At 65.3% G+C, this 15,858-nt stretch carries 14 protein-coding genes and 1 pseudogene; 4 read left to right on the forward strand and 11 right to left on the reverse strand.

Annotated features, from left to right (window positions below; translation table 11 throughout):
- The first annotated feature begins 244 nt into the window (after positions 1–244).
- Positions 245–715: an SRPBCC family protein gene (locus H8B02_RS34585; protein WP_229170351.1), complete on the forward strand. Its 471-nt coding sequence runs from the start codon at positions 245–247 to the stop codon at positions 713–715.
- 15 nt (positions 716–730) lie between these two features.
- Here H8B02_RS34585 and H8B02_RS34590 read toward each other — a convergent pair whose 3' ends face one another.
- The 9 genes from H8B02_RS34590 to H8B02_RS34630 all read right to left on the reverse strand — a co-directional run bounded on the left by H8B02_RS34590 (position 731) and on the right by H8B02_RS34630 (position 8,865).
- On the reverse strand, positions 731–1,534 hold the full coding sequence (locus H8B02_RS34590) for a PdaC/RsiV family protein (RefSeq protein WP_376711746.1): 804 nt from the start codon (positions 1,532–1,534) through the stop codon (positions 731–733).
- 36 nt (positions 1,535–1,570) lie between these two features.
- Positions 1,571–3,727 carry a methylmalonyl-CoA mutase gene (gene scpA, locus H8B02_RS34595; RefSeq protein WP_212311069.1) on the reverse strand — a complete coding sequence of 719 codons (2,157 nt, stop codon included), beginning with the start codon at positions 3,725–3,727 and terminating at the stop codon, positions 1,571–1,573.
- Between the two features lie 12 nt (positions 3,728–3,739).
- The gene (locus H8B02_RS34600) at positions 3,740–4,210 is read right to left on the reverse strand and encodes a GFA family protein (RefSeq protein WP_229170353.1); all 471 of its coding nucleotides are present in this window, start codon (positions 4,208–4,210) and stop codon (positions 3,740–3,742) included.
- Entirely contained in the window at positions 4,207–6,081 is a 1,875-nt protein-coding gene (locus H8B02_RS34605; RefSeq protein WP_229170354.1) for a methylmalonyl-CoA mutase subunit beta, read from the reverse strand. Before H8B02_RS34605 ends, H8B02_RS34600 begins: the two co-directional genes overlap by 4 nt.
- Positions 6,082–6,188: 107 nt before the next feature.
- Complete coding sequence (folK, locus tag H8B02_RS34610) at positions 6,189–6,680, reverse strand: 2-amino-4-hydroxy-6-hydroxymethyldihydropteridine diphosphokinase (protein WP_229170355.1); 492 nt, start codon at positions 6,678–6,680, stop codon at positions 6,189–6,191.
- A 20-nt stretch (positions 6,681–6,700) separates the two neighbouring features.
- Positions 6,701–7,081: a dihydroneopterin aldolase gene (folB, locus tag H8B02_RS34615; protein WP_092125171.1), complete on the reverse strand. Its 381-nt coding sequence runs from the start codon at positions 7,079–7,081 to the stop codon at positions 6,701–6,703.
- Entirely contained in the window at positions 7,078–7,935 is an 858-nt protein-coding gene (folP, locus tag H8B02_RS34620; RefSeq protein ID WP_376711747.1) for a dihydropteroate synthase, read from the reverse strand. Before folP ends, folB begins: the two co-directional genes overlap by 4 nt.
- 98 nt (positions 7,936–8,033) lie before the next feature.
- Entirely contained in the window at positions 8,034–8,441 is a 408-nt protein-coding gene (locus H8B02_RS34625; RefSeq protein ID WP_092125172.1) for a DUF4332 domain-containing protein, read from the reverse strand.
- Between the two features lie 58 nt (positions 8,442–8,499).
- The gene (locus H8B02_RS34630; RefSeq protein ID WP_092127034.1) at positions 8,500–8,865 is read right to left on the reverse strand and encodes a hypothetical protein; all 366 of its coding nucleotides are present in this window, start codon (positions 8,863–8,865) and stop codon (positions 8,500–8,502) included.
- A gap of 392 nt (positions 8,866–9,257) precedes the next feature.
- Between H8B02_RS34630 and H8B02_RS34635 the strand changes: the two genes are divergently transcribed.
- Entirely contained in the window at positions 9,258–10,877 is a 1,620-nt protein-coding gene (locus H8B02_RS34635; protein ID WP_229170358.1) for a helicase HerA-like domain-containing protein, read from the forward strand.
- Positions 10,878–10,976: 99 nt separating this feature from the next.
- Entirely contained in the window at positions 10,977–12,377 is a 1,401-nt protein-coding gene (locus H8B02_RS34640) for a M20/M25/M40 family metallo-hydrolase (RefSeq protein WP_229170359.1), read from the forward strand.
- Positions 12,378–12,547: 170 nt separating this feature from the next.
- Here the strand turns inward: H8B02_RS34640 and H8B02_RS34645 are convergent, their stop codons facing one another.
- Positions 12,548–13,327 carry a class II aldolase/adducin family protein gene (locus H8B02_RS34645; RefSeq protein WP_173641786.1) on the reverse strand — a complete coding sequence of 260 codons (780 nt, stop codon included), beginning with the start codon at positions 13,325–13,327 and terminating at the stop codon, positions 12,548–12,550.
- A gap of 225 nt (positions 13,328–13,552) precedes the next feature.
- Positions 13,553–15,202 carry a glycosyltransferase family 39 protein gene (locus tag H8B02_RS34650; RefSeq protein ID WP_229170360.1) on the reverse strand — a complete coding sequence of 550 codons (1,650 nt, stop codon included), beginning with the start codon at positions 15,200–15,202 and terminating at the stop codon, positions 13,553–13,555.
- Positions 15,203–15,540: 338 nt separating this feature from the next.
- On the opposite strand from H8B02_RS34650, the pseudogene H8B02_RS34655 reads away from it, so the two are divergent.
- A pseudogene (locus H8B02_RS34655) lies at positions 15,541–15,858 on the forward strand (hypothetical protein); the annotation flags it as partial.

Here is a 15,858-nt window from a genome sequence, read left to right on the forward strand (position 1 = left end):
CGCCCGCGCCAGCGCGGCGCGGTGGCCGGCGCGGAGCTGCTTGGCGAGGGCGTGGATGTCGGGAGAGGCGGGCTTCGGCGGGGTCATGGTCTTGGTTTACAACGGCTGCCGGTTGCAGGCGAGGGCGGAGTCCGCACTCGTCCCCGATCAATCGCGAGATCGGAAATCGGGTGGGCGCGCCCGCTGCCATGCGGTTGATCAGGGTCCGTTCCGCATCACTGCGGACCAACATCCGGAGCCTGCCATGACCCCAGCCTATTACAGCACCGTCCTCGACCATCCGCTCGATACCGTGTGGTCGCTGATCCGCGACTTCAACAATTACCCGGCCTATATCGAGGGCGTCAGCGAAAGCGTGATCGAGGACGACAAGCGCGGCGACCAGATCGGTGCTGTCAGGCGCTTCTGCTATCTCGGGCTCTGGGTCAGGCAGCGCCTTGCCGGTCACTCGGACACGCAGCATTCGCTGACCTATGCCAGCATCGAGCCACTGCCGTTTCTGCCGGATGCCGGTTCGGACGCACCGCAGCCGACCCATTACGAGGGCACGATGCATCTGTTGCCGGTCGTCGAAGGCAACCGCACCTTCATCGAGTGGTCGGTCAAGCTCGACACCGTGCCCGGCGATGCCGATCGCTGGCACAGCCAATTCCAGGCGTGGATCCCGGATTGGACCAGCTCCCTGGTCAGAGCGCTGGCGCGTCAGCCAGGCTGAGGCCCGCTGAAGCAGCTATTGTTGCTGATCGTCGGCGTCGGCCTTTGGCCGCGCGCCGGCGAAGATCTTCGCGCCTTCCGCCGTCAGATACGGCTTCAGCGTCTCCCACGGCACGAAGACGACATATTGGCCTTCGGCATAGGGGCCGACGGCGTAGGGCGGGTAGTGGAAGGTGAGGCCGGAGCTCTTGCCTGACACGGTCGACGGCGCCAGCGTGACCGCGCCGATCTTGAGCAGGGTCGGCTTGAGCCTCTTGTACCACTCCGCCGTGGCGGTCTCGCCGGCACCGCGCCGCTTCTTCTCGGCGTTCAGTGCCGAGACGACGGCCTTGCGCATCGCCGTCAGGGTCGGGCCGTTGTCTGTCGTCTCGGTGAAGAAGGGACGGATACTGATGCGCTTGTTCGCCGTCGTATCCCACAGGATGGTGTTGACGTCGGTGTTCGGATGCGCACCGAGCGTGTCCATATAGTCGTCGCGCAGCACGCTGACATAGCGGCCGTCGACGATCGAGCGCACCGAATATTTGCGTTCGAATGAATAGCCGCCGCGATCCTTGAGGAGCTCAGGCTCGTCCTTGCGCGCGGAAGCCGCCTCCGCAGCGTTCTTGTCGATCCATTTCCGGCCCTCGGCAAGGCAATCGGCCGCCAGCGCGCTATCTGCCTTGATCTTGTCGTCGAGATAGACGTTGGCCTCGATGCTCGCATTCTTGATCGTGGCGGCGGGCTTCGGATCGGCGGCGCGCGCAGGGAGGCAGAGGCAAGCCAGCAGGCCGGCAAGGCCCATGATGCGGGCAGGCGTCATCGAGCGAGCGGCGCGCATGAAAACTCCGAGTGAGGGAGGGCGAATGCGGCAGCGCTACTCCGCCGCCTCGCTGTGGCCGAGCCGCGTGTTGAGCTTGTGGATCAGCTCCTCGGCGGCATCCGAGATCACGGTGCCCGGCGGGAAGATTGCCTCGGCGCCGGCCGCATAAAGCGCGTCGTAATCCTGCGGCGGCACCACGCCGCCGATGATGATCATGATATCCTCGCGGCCGTGCTTCTTCAGCGCGGCCTTCAATTCCGGCACCGCGGTGAGATGGGCTGCTGCGAGCGAGGAGACGCCGAGAATGTGGACGTCGTTCTCGACTGCCTGCCGCGCGGCTTCGTCGGCGGTTGCGAACAGCGGCCCGATATCGACGTCGAAGCCGACATCGGCGAAGGCGGATGCGATCACCTTCTGGCCGCGGTCATGGCCGTCCTGGCCGATTTTTGCCACCAGGATGCGCGGGCGGCGGCCCTCGGCTTCCTCGAAGGCGTCGATCAGCGCCTGCACCTTTTCGACCTTGTTGGACATGGCCGCTGCCTCTCGCTTGTAGACGCCGGTGATGGACTTGATCTCGGCACGGTGGCGGCCGAACACCTTTTCCATCGCGTCTGAAATCTCGCCGACGGTGGCTTTGGCGCGCGCGGCGTCGATCGCCAGCGCCAGCAGATTGCCGTTGCCTTCGCCCGCCGAGCGGGTCAGCGCGGCGAGCGCCGCATCGACGTCCTTCTGGTTGCGCTCCTTCTTGAGCCGCGCCAGCTTGTCGATCTGCAGCCGCCGCACGGTGGAGTTCTCCACCTTCAGCACGTCGATCGGCCGCTCGTTCTCCGGCTTGAACTTGTTGACGCCGATCACCGCCTGGCGACCGGCATCGATCCGCGCCTGGGTTTTCGCGGAGGCTTCCTCGATCCGCAGCTTCGGCACGCCGGCCTCGATCGCCTTGGCCATGCCGCCGAGCTCCTCGACCTCCTGGATGTGACCCCAGGCTTTGGCGGCGAGATCGCGGGTCAGCCGCTCGACATAGTAGGAGCCGCCCCAGGGATCGATGATGCGGTTGGTGCCGCTCTCCTGCTGCAGGAACAGCTGCGTGTTGCGGGCAATGCGCGCCGAGAAATCAGTCGGCAGCGCCAAAGCCTCGTCGAGCGCATTGGTGTGCAGCGACTGGGTGTGGCCTTGCGTTGCCGCCATCGCCTCGATGGTGGTGCGCATCACATTGTTGAACACGTCCTGCGCGGTCAGCGACCAGCCCGAGGTCTGGCAATGCGTGCGCAAGCTGAGCGAGCGCGGATCCTTCGGGTTGAACTGCTTGAGCAGCTTGGCCCACAGCAGCCGCGCGGCGCGCATCTTGGCGACTTCCATGAAGAAGTTCATGCCGATCGCCCAGAAGAACGACAGCCGCGGCGCGAAGCGGTCGACGTCGAGGCCCGCGGCAAGCCCGGCGCGCAGATATTCGACGCCGTCGGCCAGCGTATAGGCGAGTTCGAGGTCCTGCGTCGCGCCGGCTTCCTGCATGTGATAGCCGGAGATCGAAATGGAATTGTATTTCGGCATCCGCTGCGAGGTGTAGGCGAAGATGTCGGAGATGATCCGCATCGAGGGCGTCGGCGGATAGATGTAGGTGTTGCGCACCATGAACTCTTTCAGAATGTCGTTCTGAATGGTGCCCGACAGTTTCTCCGGCGGCACGCCCTGTTCCTCGGCGGCGGCGACGAACAGCGCGAGGATCGGCAGCACCGCGCCGTTCATGGTCATCGACACGCTCATCTGGTCGAGCGGGATGCCGGCGAACAGCGTGCGCATGTCGTAGATGGAATCGATCGCGACACCGGCCATGCCGACGTCGCCGGAGACCCGCGGATGATCACTGTCATAGCCGCGGTGGGTGGCGAGGTCGAACGCGACCGACAGGCCCTTCTGTCCGGCCGCGAGGTTGCGGCGATAGAAGGCGTTGGAGTCCTCCGCCGTGGAGAAGCCGGCATATTGCCGGATGGTCCAGGGCTGGTTGACATACATCGTCGGGTAGGGGCCGCGCAGATAGGGCGCGATGCCGGGCCAGGTCTCGAGGAAATCGATGCCTTCGAGATCGGCCTCGCCGTAGACGGACTTCACCGGAATGCCCTCGGGCGTCAGCCACGGCTCAGTGCTCGCAGGCGGCATCGCCGCGGCAACGGGCTGGAAGGCGACATCGGCGAAATTGGGAATGCGGGTCATTCCTTGGCTTCCTTAGTCATGGTCCGGGTGCTGATGGCTGACGATGGTCGCCATCTTCTCCGGTCCGTAATTCTGCATCGTGGTCTGGCTTGGCAGATTGGCGATGCCGACCACCCAGCCGTGGCGGGACTCGGTTCCGAATTGCTGCGTCGGGATCACCCGGTCGGGCCGATCGAAGGCGCCGGTCATGATCTCGATGCGGGGACCGTCGATCCGCCGGAAGCTGAGCGGCGTGCCGCAGGCGGCACAGAAGTCGCGCTCGGCGATCGAGGAGGATTTGAACGCCGCCGGCTTGCCCCGGGTCCAGGCGAAATCCTCCTTGTTGATGTCGGCGAAAGAGGCGAACGGCGCACCGGAGGCCTTTTGGCACATCCGGCAGTGACAGATGCTGACGCGGTTCGGTGCCGCCGACACCGCAAAGCGCACGGCGCCGCACTGGCAACCGCCGGTCAGAATGGGTTTCGTTGGTGTCGCTGCCGTCATGCCTGTTCCATCCGCCGATAGGCGTCGCGCAATGTCGCCAGCGCATCACCGCCGGCGAAGACGAACTCACCGATGCCGGCCGCCCGCAGCGCCGCTTCCTGGTCGCCGGGCCGCCCTGCCAGATAGATATGCCTTGCTCCGGCGCCGTGAAGGGCCTCGGCGGCCTCAGCGGCGCTAACGGCATAGACCTTATCAGAGGAACAAAGGCATGCCATCGCGGCGCCCGAGGCCTTGAAGGCCGCGGCAAGCGCCGCTGCGTCGGCAAAGCCCTCGCTGTCGACGGCCTCGATCCCGCCGGTCTCGAAGAAGCTCTTTGCAAATGTCGCGCGGGTCGTGAAATCCGCCGGCGTGCCGAGATTGGCGAGGAAGATCTTGGGCCGTGCGCCACGCGCCTTCAGCGCGGCGTCGGACCTGTCGCGCAGCGCCTCGAACGGTTCGGCGAGCCGCATCGGCGCGAGGGCATCGAAGCTGACCTTGGCACCGGCGGTGGACATCGGCGCGGCCGGTTTCACATCCAGCACCGCGAGGTTGGCCTCGTGCAGATCAGGGAATTCGCTGGCGCCGGTCAGCACGTCGCGGCGCTTCGCCACATTGGCTTCGCGCTGCGCCCGCGTCGCGGCGACTTTGTTTTGCAGCAGCCCTTGCTCGAGCGCGGTGAAGACGCCGCCGGCCTTCTCGATCTCCTGGAACAGCGTCCACGCCGCCTCGCAAAGCTGCGCGGTCAGTGTCTCGATCCCGCCGGCGCCTGCCGCGGGATCGGAGACCTTGGCAAGGTTGGACTCATCGAGCAGCACGAGTTGCGTGTTGCGCGCCACGCGGCGGGCGAAATCGTCCGGCAGGCCGAGCGCCAGCGTGTGCGGCAGCACGGTGATCGCATTGGCGCCGCCGAGCCCGGCGGCAAAGGTCGCGATCGTCGCGCGCAGCATGTTCACGTTGGGGTCGCGCTGGGTCAGCATCCGCCAGGCGGTCTGCGCGTTGACGAAGATCGGCTTCGGCGCGAGGCCGCAGGCCTCTTCGATCCTTGCCCACAGGCGGCGCAGCGCGCGGAATTTCGCCATGGTCAGGAACTGGTCGGCATCGGCGCTGAGCCGGAACGAGACGGCTGCGCGCGCCGCATCGAGATCGAGCCCCGCGGCTTCCAGCATGCGCAGATAGGCGAGCGCGGTCGCGAGCGTGAAGGCGAGTTCCTGCACCTCGGAGCCGCCGGCATCATGCACCGGCCGGCCATCGGCCAGCACGAACGGCCCCTTGAAGCCGCGCTTGATCAGGCCGTTGACGACCTGGCCGAACGACTTTTCGTAGTTGGGCCAAGCGATGGCCGCAGCACCGTGCACGGCCATCGTGCTGAGCGCCTGGTAATTGAAATGCAGGTCGAGCTTGGCCGGATCGAGCTTGCGGGCCTCGACCATGTCGGCAAACGTCTCGCCGGCGTTCTCGCGCCCGATCACCGGGTTGAGCGCGATCATGATGCCGGCATCGAGATGGACGCCGCCGCAAGCCCGCGCCAGCGTCTTCTTGCTGGCATCGGAAAGACCGAAGCCGCGCGCGCCGGGACCGCCGGCGAACTCGAATTCGAGGCCGGTCGCTCCGTTCTCGAGATCCTGCAGCGCCTGCGCATTGGCCTGCGCAGCGTCGGGGTGGTCGACCCGCTGCAGGATCTGCCAGGGAGTGGCGGCGGCGCGGCCGGGAAGCGGGCTTGAGTTGGTCGCGCGGCGGTAGATCGGATCGATCCTCAGGCCATCATAGGTCTTGCCGACCAGCTTCTCGAACGGCGCGCCCTTCAGCACGCCGTCGACCAGCTTGCGCCAGTCGTCATAGGTTGCAGGTCGAAAATCCGAAGCCAGAGCCAAATCGTCAGTCGAGGTCGTCATCCGCCCAAATCGTCCTTCATCGGCCCCGCGACGGGGTCCCTTGATTTGGCCGGAAATTGCCACGGGCGGGCGGCCAAGCCAAACGGTTGTTTGAGGTCGTGCGGTTTTTAATCGAGGTCCGCTAGACGGAAAATACCGTCCGTCGAGACCCCAGCCAGCGCATCCGCGACGCGGCGCCCGGCGATGACGCGGTCGGGAACGATCTCGGCCAGCGGCACCAGCACGAAGGCGCGCTCGAACAAACGCGGGTGCGGCAGCGTCAGTTCCGGCTTGTCGAGTGTGACGTCGTCATAGGCGATCAGGTCGAGGTCGAGGGTGCGCGGTCCCCAGCGCTGCTCGTTCTTGCGGTCGCGGCCGAATTTGCCTTCGATCTTGTGCAGCGTGAACAGCAGCGCGTGCGGATCGAGGCTGGTGTCGATCTCGATACAGGCATTGATGAAGCTGTCCTGCTGCTGCTCGCCCCAGGGCGGCGTCGAATAGTCCGACGAGCGCGCCAAGAGCGCCGCCTGCGTCATGCCGCAGATATTGGCGATCGCCTTGCGAAACGTCGTGCGGACGTCGCCGACATTGCCGCCGAGTGCGATCAGGACGTCAGCCATTAGCGTTCAACCTTGGGCGTTCAACTCTGGGACGGCGGATGCCGCGAGCGGGTCAGCACCACGCCGACATCGTCGAAGATCGCGGCGATCGGCGCATGCGGCTTGTGCACGGTGACCTTGACCGCCCTGACGCGCGGGAAGGTGGTCAGGATGTCATCGGCCACCGCGCCGGCGGCGCGCTCCAGCAGCTTGTAGTTGGTGTTCTTGAATGCCGACGTCGCGGTCGCCACCACGTTGGAATAGGACACCGTGTCGGAGAGGCGGTCGGTCCGCGAGGATTCCGAGAGGTCGGTATAGAGCTCGAGGTCGATGACGAAGCGCTGCCCGACTTCGGTCTCATGTTCCATCACGCCATGACGGGCATGGATGACGATCCCGGTGATGAAGATCGTGTCGGTCATTGCTGTCCCTCGATTGCCGCGGCCACCCGCAGCGCCTGAACGGTTTCCGCGACGTCGTGCGCACGGATGATGCGGGCGCCGTTCTGCGCGGCGATCAGATGTGCCGCGATCGAGCCGCCGATCCGCTGTTGCGGCTCCGAGGCCACGATCGTGCCGATGAAACGCTTGCGCGAGGCGCCGACCAGCACCGGCAGGCGGAACGCATTGAGCTCGGCGAGCCGCGCCAGCGCGATCATGCTCTGCTCTTGCGTTTTGCCGAAGCCGATGCCGGGATCGAGCACGACCCGGTCGGACGCAATACCGGCGCGCGCCGCGATATCGAGCGAGCGTTCAAAGAACGCGGCGATGTCCTGCATGATGTCGATCGCCGGATCGGCCTGCTCGCGATTGTGCATGATGATCACGGGCACGCCGCGCGCGGCGACGAGCGGCGCCATGCCGGCGTCGCGCTGCAGGCCCCAGACGTCATTGGCGATCGCAGCACCCTGGTCGAGCGCCCAGGCCACGACCTCCGACTTCATGCTGTCGATCGAGACCGGCACGCCGAGCGCGACCACCTCGGCCAGCACCGGCTTCAGCCGCGCCAATTCGGCCTCGGCGGTGACCGGCTGCGAGCCATAGGGGCGGGTGGATTCCGCGCCGATGTCGATGATGTCGGCGCCCTCGGCGATCAGCCTGCGGGCCTGTGCCAGCGCCTGTTCGGGGTTGATGAACTGGCCGCCGTCGGAGAACGAGTCCGGCGTCACGTTCAGGATACCCATCACCGCCGGATAGGGCCTCGACAGCAGCGCCGGCAGCACCGCTGATGCGGCCGGGCCGGTCACCGCCGATGCTATGGGCCTGGTTGCCATCATGCGGTGGCTTTGCGCTGACCGCAGCGGCAAGTCAAGGTGTCGCGGCGTTGCGTGGCGCCGGCGGCCGCGGGTGCGGTTAAGGCTGCCTAATAGTGATGCTAATAGGTGATTTTGAGCGGCAGCTTGCGTGCCTGTTCGATCAGCAACTCGACCGATTTCTCTGACGGCATCACGCGGACGAGCTTACGCCGCACATTGGCGTCCTTCATGCTCTGCGCCAGCCGCGACGGGTTGCGCTGCGCGAGCTCGCGCACGGTGGTGACGCCGGCGGCGCGGACCAGTCCGACCTTCGCCTTGCCCATGCCGGGAATCCGCATGTAGTCGGAGATGTTGGCCCATTCGAGCAGTTGCTGTTCGCTGATCCCGGTCTTGGCGGCGAGCGCCTTGCGTCCCTTGACGGTGCGGGCGGCTTCAAGCAGCGCGTCGGTCGTGCGGATACCCTGCGATTTCAGTTTGGTGGCGCAATAGGCGGACAGGCCTTCGATCTCGGAGAGGGGGTATGTCATGATACTCGTATGCAGGTAACAGGTAGAAGGGAGCGCGCAGGGGCGTTGGGAAAGTGCTTCAGGCAAACTGGCTGAGGCCCGGCGTCCCCGAGATGATCTCGCCCATTTGATCCGCTCCGATTTTGTCGCGGCCGAACCTGAAAAGTTCACGCGCGACGTTCTGAATCTCACCCATGCTCAGGCCAAGCGCCATCAGCCGGGTGCCGACAGCCATCAGGCCGCCGCCCATCAACCGCGATAGGCCACCGCTGTTGTTGGAGGCGGCGATTGCCGCTTCGGCGCCGGGGATTTGGTCGATCAGAGCTTGGACTTTGTCGGAAGGTCCCTCGTTACGGAGGAAACCCAGAACGATGCCGATGGTTTTTTCAGCGACAGCGCCGTCGATGCCGGCCTTCGCGGCCAGCTGTCCAACCAATTCATCCATCTTGCCCCGCCTCAACCGGACTTTGCCGGGTCGTTCTTGGAGATTTATCTTGAGCGCCTGTGTCACGAAATACAAGCGATCCGCGCATTTCAGTTCGTTTTCTTTTTCGATCGCGTCGTGACTGTGGCCTCGCTGCAAGAGTGAGCGGCGGATTCACACCATCTTGTCGCAATGCGCAATGCCTTTCGTCACTTCGCCGGGAATAAAATATGAGGAACCAGTGGCGCGACAATATACGTCAGCTTGCGCTGACGGTTTCAATCGACCGGCAAGATGCAATATGATGGCACTGGTTCGGTATCGAACCGGGTTCGAGGTTTCGAACCGGGTTCGACGTATCGAACCGGGTGCGATGATCGAAACGATCTAAATCTGCGCGAAGAGGCGAAGCGATGGCGACCTCCGACAATAAGTTGGCCGATACCGACGAGAAGATTTTTATCGGCAAGGGTGAGGAGACAGCCTGGCTGACGCTGGCGCTGGCCAACCGGCATGGCCTCGTCACCGGTGCAACCGGGACCGGCAAGACCGTCTCGCTTCAAGTCATGGCTGAAGGATTTGCGCGCGCCGGCGTTCCGGTTTTCGCCGCCGACATCAAGGGCGATCTCTCCGGTATCTCCGAGGTCGGCGAGGCCAAGGACTTTATCGTGAAGCGCGCCCGGGAAATGGGCTTGACCTTCCAGCCCGATCAATTCTCGACCGTGTTCTGGGACGTGTTCGGCGAGCAGGGCCATCCGGTGCGCGCCACCGTTACCGAGATGGGGCCGCTGTTGCTGGCGCGGATGCTCGATCTGAACGACGTGCAGGAGGGCGTGCTCAATGTTGCCTTCCGCGTCGCCGACGAGAATGGCCTGGCGCTGATCGACATGAAGGATCTGCGCGCGTTGCTGGATGCGATCGCGCCCGACAGCAGCAAGAAGGGCGCCGACGAGGGCGAAGATCCGCTGGCGTCGATCCGCAAGGCCGCGCAGAGCTACGGCAACGTGTCCAAGGCGACGGTCGGAACGATCCAGCGCCAGCTGCTGGTGCTCGAGAACCAGGGCGGCGCGAAGTTCTTCGGCGAGCCCGCGCTGACGCTGAAGGATTTCATGCGGACTGACCGCGACGGCCGCGGCATGGTTAATATTCTCGTCGCCGACAAGCTGATGCAGAGCCCGCGGCTTTACGCCACGTTCCTGCTCTGGATGCTCTCGGAATTATTCGAGGAATTGCCGGAGGCCGGCGACCTGCCGAAGCCGAAGCTGGTGTTCTTCTTCGACGAGGCGCATCTGCTGTTCACCGATGCGCCGAAGGCGCTGATGGACAAGATCGAGCAGGTGGTGCGGCTGATCCGCTCCAAGGGCGTCGGTGTCTACTTCGTCACGCAGAATCCGATCGACGTGCCGGACAAGGTGCTGGCGCAGCTCGGCAACCGGGTGCAGCACGCGCTGCGCGCCTTCACGCCGCGCGACCAGAAGGCGGTTGCGGCGGCCGCGCAGACCTTCCGGCCCAATCCGAAGCTCGATACCGCGCGGGTGATCATGGAGCTCGCCAAGGGCGAGGCGCTGGGCTCGTTCCTCGAGGGCGGCGGCACGCCGTCGATGGTCGAGCGCGTCATGGTGCGCCCGCCATCGGCGCGGATCGGGCCGATCACGCCGGAGGAACGCAAGGCGATCATGGATGCGAGCCCGGTGAAGGGCAAATACGACACCGCGATCGACGCCGAATCCGCCTACGAGATCATCCAGAAGCGCCTCGCCGGCACGGCGACGCCGGCGGACGGTGCGCCTGGCGAAGGCGGCGGTATCCTCGGCCAGATCGGGGCCATTGCCGCCACGATCTTCGGCACCAACGTCAAGCGCGGCCGGCTCTCGACCGGACAGGTGATCGCGCGCAACGTCACGCGCTCGGTGACCGACAAGGTGGTCGGCGGCGTGGTCGCGGATCTCGGCAAATCGGTCGGTGGTTCGGTCGGCGGCTCGATCGGTCGCGCATTGGTGCGCGGTGCGCTCGGCGGTATCCTGCGCAGGTAGCATCGCGATCATCCGGCCGGAGGAATGGGCAGCCGGCTTTGCCTCCGGCGGCCGGCGCGCTACAACGTCGGCAATGTCCAAACAAAAAGGATAGCCGCGATGTCCAACGCCAAGCTGCAGCCCGTCCTCGACCGTATCGACGCCGATTTCGACAACAGTCTCGAGCGGCTGTTCACGCTGCTGCGGATCAAATCGATTTCGGCCGACCCGGCCTTTGCCAATGACTGCAAGGCGGCTGCCGATCACCTCGCCAAGGATATCGCAACCCTCGGCTTCAAGACCGAGGTGCGGCCGACCGCCGGCCATCCGGCCGTGGTCGGCAAGCTGAACGGCGCGACCGACGGGCGCCCGCACGTGCTGTTCTACGGCCACTATGACGTGCAGCCGGTCGATCCGCTGAATCTCTGGCACCGTCCGCCGTTCGAGCCCGTGGTGACCGACCATGCCGACGGGCGCAAGATCATCGTCGCGCGCGGAGCCGAGGACGACAAGGGACAGCTGATGACCTTCGTCGAGGCGTGCCGGGCCTGGAAGAATGTGACGGGATCGCTGCCGATCGACATCACCATCGTCATCGAGGGTGAGGAGGAGATCGGCTCGAAGAATTTCGTGCCGTTCCTGGAAGCGAACAAGGCCGAGCTCAAGGCGGACTTCGCGCTGGTCTGCGACACCGGCATGTGGGATCCGAACACGCCCGCGATCACGACCTCGCTGCGCGGCCTGGTCTATGACGAGGTCAAGATCAAGGCCGCCAATCGCGACCTGCATTCCGGCGTGTTCGGCGGCGGCGCGCAGAATCCGATCCGCGTGCTGACGCGGATCCTCGGCGGCCTGCATGACGAGAACGGCCACATCACCATCCCCGGGTTCTATGACGGCGTGAAGGATCTGCCGCCGGACATCCTGGCGCAATGGAAGCAGCTCAATCTGACGCCGGACAGCTTTCTCAAGCCGATCGGCCTGTCGGCGCCGGCCGGCGAAAAGGATCGGCTCCTGATCGAGCAGGTCTCCTCGCGTCCGACCTGCGACATCAACGGCATTGTCGGCGGCTATACCGGCGAGGGCTCGAAGACGGTGATCCCGGCGGAGGCGTCGGCGAAGGTCTCGTTCCGGCTGGTCGAAGGACAGGACCCCGAGAAGATCCGTAAGGCGTTCCGCGATTATGTGACGTCCCGCCTGCCGGCGGATTGCAAGGCCGAATTCATCGATCATTCCTCTGCGCCGGCGATCGCGCTCGACTGGAACATGAAGCCGCTGGCGGCCGCCCGCCGCGCGCTGACCGACGAATGGGGCAAGGAGGCGCTGCTGGTCGGCTCCGGCGCTTCGATCCCGATCGTCGCCGACTTCAAGCGCACGCTCGGCCTCGACAGCGTGCTGGTCGGCTTCGGGCTCGACGACGACAACATCCATTCGCCGAACGAGAAATACGACCTCAAGAGCTACCACAAGGGCATCCGCTCCTGGGCGCGGATTCTGGCGGCGTTCGCCGACGCCAAGTAGCACGAGGCGAGCGTGGTCGAAAGCGGCCGAGTAGCCCGGATTGCGCTACGCTCCATCCGGGCTACGGAAGAGAAGACCGAACGCAAAAACGCCGCCCGGAATTGGGCGGCGTTTTGATTCAGGTCGTGCAGAGGGTGTTGGCGCGTAGACTACCCGAAGATTGTGAAAATTCAATCACGGTAGCCGGGATTGACGCGGTCGAGCTTGCGCAGCAGCGGCGGCCAGACCAGCTGCGTCGAGCGCAGCTCGGCGCGGTCGGGGTTGGAGAGCAGCTCCGTGTTCTTGTCGATCGCGTGCTGGTCGACCGGATAGGCGCTGCCGCCGAGCGCGCGGGTCGCCACCTGCATCGAGCAGGCGCGCTCCAGATGGTACATCCGCTCGAAGGCGGACGCGACCGAGCGGCCCACCGTCAGCGTGCCGTGATTGCGCAGCAGCATGTGGTTCTTGGTGCCGAGATCGCGCTGCAGGCGCGGGCGCTCGTCGTGGTCGAGCGCGATGCCTTCATAGTCGTGATAGGCGAGGTCATGGGTGACGAGCTGCGCGGTCTGGTTCAGCGGCAGCAACCCATCGGGGCCGCTCGACACCGCGGTGCCGTCGACCGTGTGCAGATGGAGCACGCAGCCGGCGTCCTCGCGCACCTCGTGGATCGCCGAATGGATGGTGAAGCCGGCCGGGTTGATGCTGTAGTCGCTCTTCGAGAGCTGGTTGCCGTCGAGGTCGACCTTGACCAGGCTCGATGCGGTGATCTCGTCGAACATCAGCCCGTAGGGGTTGATCAGGAAGTGATGCTCGGGTCCGGGCACCCGGGCGGAGATGTGGGTATCGACCAGATCGTCCCAGCCATAGAGTGCCACCAGCCGATAGCAGGCGGCGAGATTGATCCGCTGCTCCCATTCCGCCGCACTGATATCCGACGGGACTTCCTTCAGGCGCGCTTCCGCTGGCGACATGGCCGATTGCTCCGTTGATGGCTGTTGCTTGGCGTGAGCCTAGCGCCGCCGCCGGATCGCAGCAAGGCAGCGTAACGGCGTGACAGTCATGCCGGCATGCGGCCCACGATCCGAACGGCGACGGTCGGTGGGCAGCCGCAGGATCGATCTTCCAAGGCCGCGATGGACGAGAGTATTTTCGGCTCTGATTGACGCGAACCGGCGTCTGCTTCGATCGAAAACGCGTTACGGTGCCGGGATCGCGAGCAGGCTTGAAATGCTGCGGCCGCGGATATCGTAGACGCGGGCGAACACGACGTCGTCGCGCTTGATCTCGACCATCACGGGGGCGGCCAGGCCCTTGCAGTAGAACTCGCCGAGCGTCATCGCGAAGTCGGCGGCATGGCTGTCCCAGCCGATCGTGAAGTCGGGCCCGAGCGCGACCTGCGCGGGGCGCTGCGGTCCGCACACCGCGACCTTCCACTTGCGGTGCTGCGGCGGCACTTCCTGCCGCTCCGCCAGCTGCTCGCGCAGCCCGTCGGATGCCTGCTTCAGCGCCAGGCCCCAATAGTCCAGCATGAAGAAATTGTCGGCGGTCCGCACCGTGCCGGCGATGTGGTTGAAGTGCGTATACTGATACGGATGCAGGCGGATCATTTCGCTGAGCGGCAGCAGCAGGCCGAACGCGAACACGGCGAGCGCCGCGGGCTGCCAGGCGCGGCGGTACTCGCCGAGCCAGTCCATGCCGCGGGCGAAGGCGACGCCGCCAAGTACCGCCATCGGCGGGATCACGAAGATGAAGTGGCGGATGCCGTTGTAGAGCGCCGGCCGCTTCACCATCGCGATCACCAGCGGCAGCGTCGCCGCCAGCGTCAGCATCAGCATGACCGACTTGCGCTTCGCCGCCACATCGGTGCGCGACAGCGACATGAAGGTGGTGATGACGGCCGCGCTCAGCAGCACCAGAAGCACCTCGGGAAGCTGCAGCGCGAACAGCGTCGGCAAATAGGACCACGGCATGTCCGGCACCGACACCAGCGCGCCGTCGAACATCTCCTTCCACGGCTTCTCGAAGAAGTGCGAGAAATAGGTCACCGCTTCCAGCGGATGGCCGGGCTCCATGATCGACCACGGCCAGATCAGGCCCATCACGAGATAGCCCAGCACGAGCCCCGGCAGCAGCACATAGATGGCATGGGCAAAGCGATGGGTCGCCTCGCGCGGGCCCTGCTTGCGGAATTCCTCGATCCAGAGCGGGATGAAGCCGACCACGGCGTAGATCAGGGCGAGGCCGCCAAGGACGCGGCAGCCGATCGACAGGCCGGCCCCTAAGCCCACGATCAGGATCGTGCGCGGCGAGGGCGCCGGATATTCTTCGATCAGGCGGACGAGGCCCATGATCAGGACCACCATCGCCACGGCGAACGGTGCATCCTTCGGATTCATGAACATGTGACCGTAGAAGGTCGGACACAGCGCGAGCAGCAGCAGGGCCGCCAGTCCCGCCAGCGGGCCACCGACGCGGCGCGCCAGGCGCCAGGTTACGCCAAGCCCGATCACGCCGACGATCGCGCCAAGCAGGCGGCGCGTCTCGAACAATTCGAGCGGGATGACCTTGTGCAGCAGGGCCGCGGCCATGTCGAAGCCGCCGCCGTACATATAGAGATTGGCGAAGGAGAGCGCGCCGGTGTCCTTGAACCCGGACCCGTACATGCGCAGCAGGAGGTCGGCGTATTCAGCGTGGGTGTAATCGTCCCAGCCCAGACCGTAATCGCGGAATGTGAGGCCGGCGACCACGGCGACCACGCCGAGGACGAGGAATGCGAGATCGTCGCAGGTCTTCTCCACCGAGCGCCGTGCAGGCGCCTCGAGGGCAGACGTCGTAATCGATGACATAGCTAGTGATACCGGCGTGCCTGTGGCCCAGTTTGGCGCTTTAGGGCCTCATTCCCCGGCATCCATAGCGCAGTTCCGTTTCCGAGTAATTGGTAATTGTGGCGTAATTTCCCAGATGCATTGCAATATATTGGCAGCAATTCGTAGCCAGTAAATCTACGGGAGACGGGGTCCTGCGCGTGGCTGCAGCCGCGATCAGGAAGCGCATTAGGCCCGGTTAAGCGGGATTTTAGGGAACTCCGTCTACAATTGGCGGTTGGCGGTGTGGGCAATATGACGGTATCGTGGCGTTGGTGGCCCGCGCCGATTTTCGGTCGGGTCTCCCGGGGGTTAGTTCGATGATGGTTGGTCTGTTGGTCGTCGGCGTGGGCCTGGTTGTGGCGGGCTTGGCGGCGATCGGCTTGGGAATCCCCTACAAGGAATTCAGCGTCGGCGGCGCGTTGATCACGACGGGCGTGACCGGCGTCTGCACCGGCGCGATCGTGCTGGCGCTCGCCGCCATCCTCCGGGAACTCCAGGTCATCGCCAGGCGGCTCGATCCCGTGGCCGCGGGCGCCCGGGCCGAGGTTCCGCCAGCGTCTGCAACTTCCCCGCGCAATACCCCCGAGGATCCTGTTTTCCCGCCGCCGCGTGAGCCCAAGGTCGCCGCGCCTCCG

This window comes from Bradyrhizobium altum (genome assembly GCF_020889705.1).
Taxonomy (GTDB): Bacteria; Pseudomonadota; Alphaproteobacteria; order Rhizobiales; family Xanthobacteraceae; genus Bradyrhizobium; species Bradyrhizobium altum.

What these genes read in the sequence shown, in the direction of transcription:
- H8B02_RS34605 (WP_229170354.1), bottom strand. Translation starts at nt 6,081, where the DNA reads ATGACGACCTCGACTGACGATTTGGCTCTGGCTTCGGATTTTCGACCT.
- H8B02_RS34590 (WP_376711746.1), bottom strand. Translation starts at nt 1,534, where the DNA reads ATGCGCGCCGCTCGCTCGATGACGCCTGCCCGCATCATGGGCCTTGCC.
- H8B02_RS34650 (WP_229170360.1), bottom strand. Translation starts at nt 15,202, where the DNA reads ATGTCATCGATTACGACGTCTGCCCTCGAGGCGCCTGCACGGCGCTCG.
- folB (WP_092125171.1), bottom strand. Translation starts at nt 7,081, where the DNA reads ATGACCGACACGATCTTCATCACCGGGATCGTCATCCATGCCCGTCAT.
- H8B02_RS34600 (WP_229170353.1), bottom strand. Translation starts at nt 4,210, where the DNA reads ATGACGGCAGCGACACCAACGAAACCCATTCTGACCGGCGGTTGCCAG.
- H8B02_RS34630 (WP_092127034.1), bottom strand. Translation starts at nt 8,865, where the DNA reads ATGGATGAATTGGTTGGACAGCTGGCCGCGAAGGCCGGCATCGACGGC.
- H8B02_RS34645 (WP_173641786.1), bottom strand. Translation starts at nt 13,327, where the DNA reads ATGTCGCCAGCGGAAGCGCGCCTGAAGGAAGTCCCGTCGGATATCAGT.
- H8B02_RS34585 (WP_229170351.1), top strand. Translation starts at nt 245, where the DNA reads ATGACCCCAGCCTATTACAGCACCGTCCTCGACCATCCGCTCGATACC.
- H8B02_RS34635 (WP_229170358.1), top strand. Translation starts at nt 9,258, where the DNA reads ATGGCGACCTCCGACAATAAGTTGGCCGATACCGACGAGAAGATTTTT.
- H8B02_RS34625 (WP_092125172.1), bottom strand. Translation starts at nt 8,441, where the DNA reads ATGACATACCCCCTCTCCGAGATCGAAGGCCTGTCCGCCTATTGCGCC.
- H8B02_RS34640 (WP_229170359.1), top strand. Translation starts at nt 10,977, where the DNA reads ATGTCCAACGCCAAGCTGCAGCCCGTCCTCGACCGTATCGACGCCGAT.
- folP (WP_376711747.1), bottom strand. Translation starts at nt 7,935, where the DNA reads ATGATGGCAACCAGGCCCATAGCATCGGCGGTGACCGGCCCGGCCGCA.
- scpA (WP_212311069.1), bottom strand. Translation starts at nt 3,727, where the DNA reads ATGACCCGCATTCCCAATTTCGCCGATGTCGCCTTCCAGCCCGTTGCC.
- folK (WP_229170355.1), bottom strand. Translation starts at nt 6,680, where the DNA reads ATGGCTGACGTCCTGATCGCACTCGGCGGCAATGTCGGCGACGTCCGC.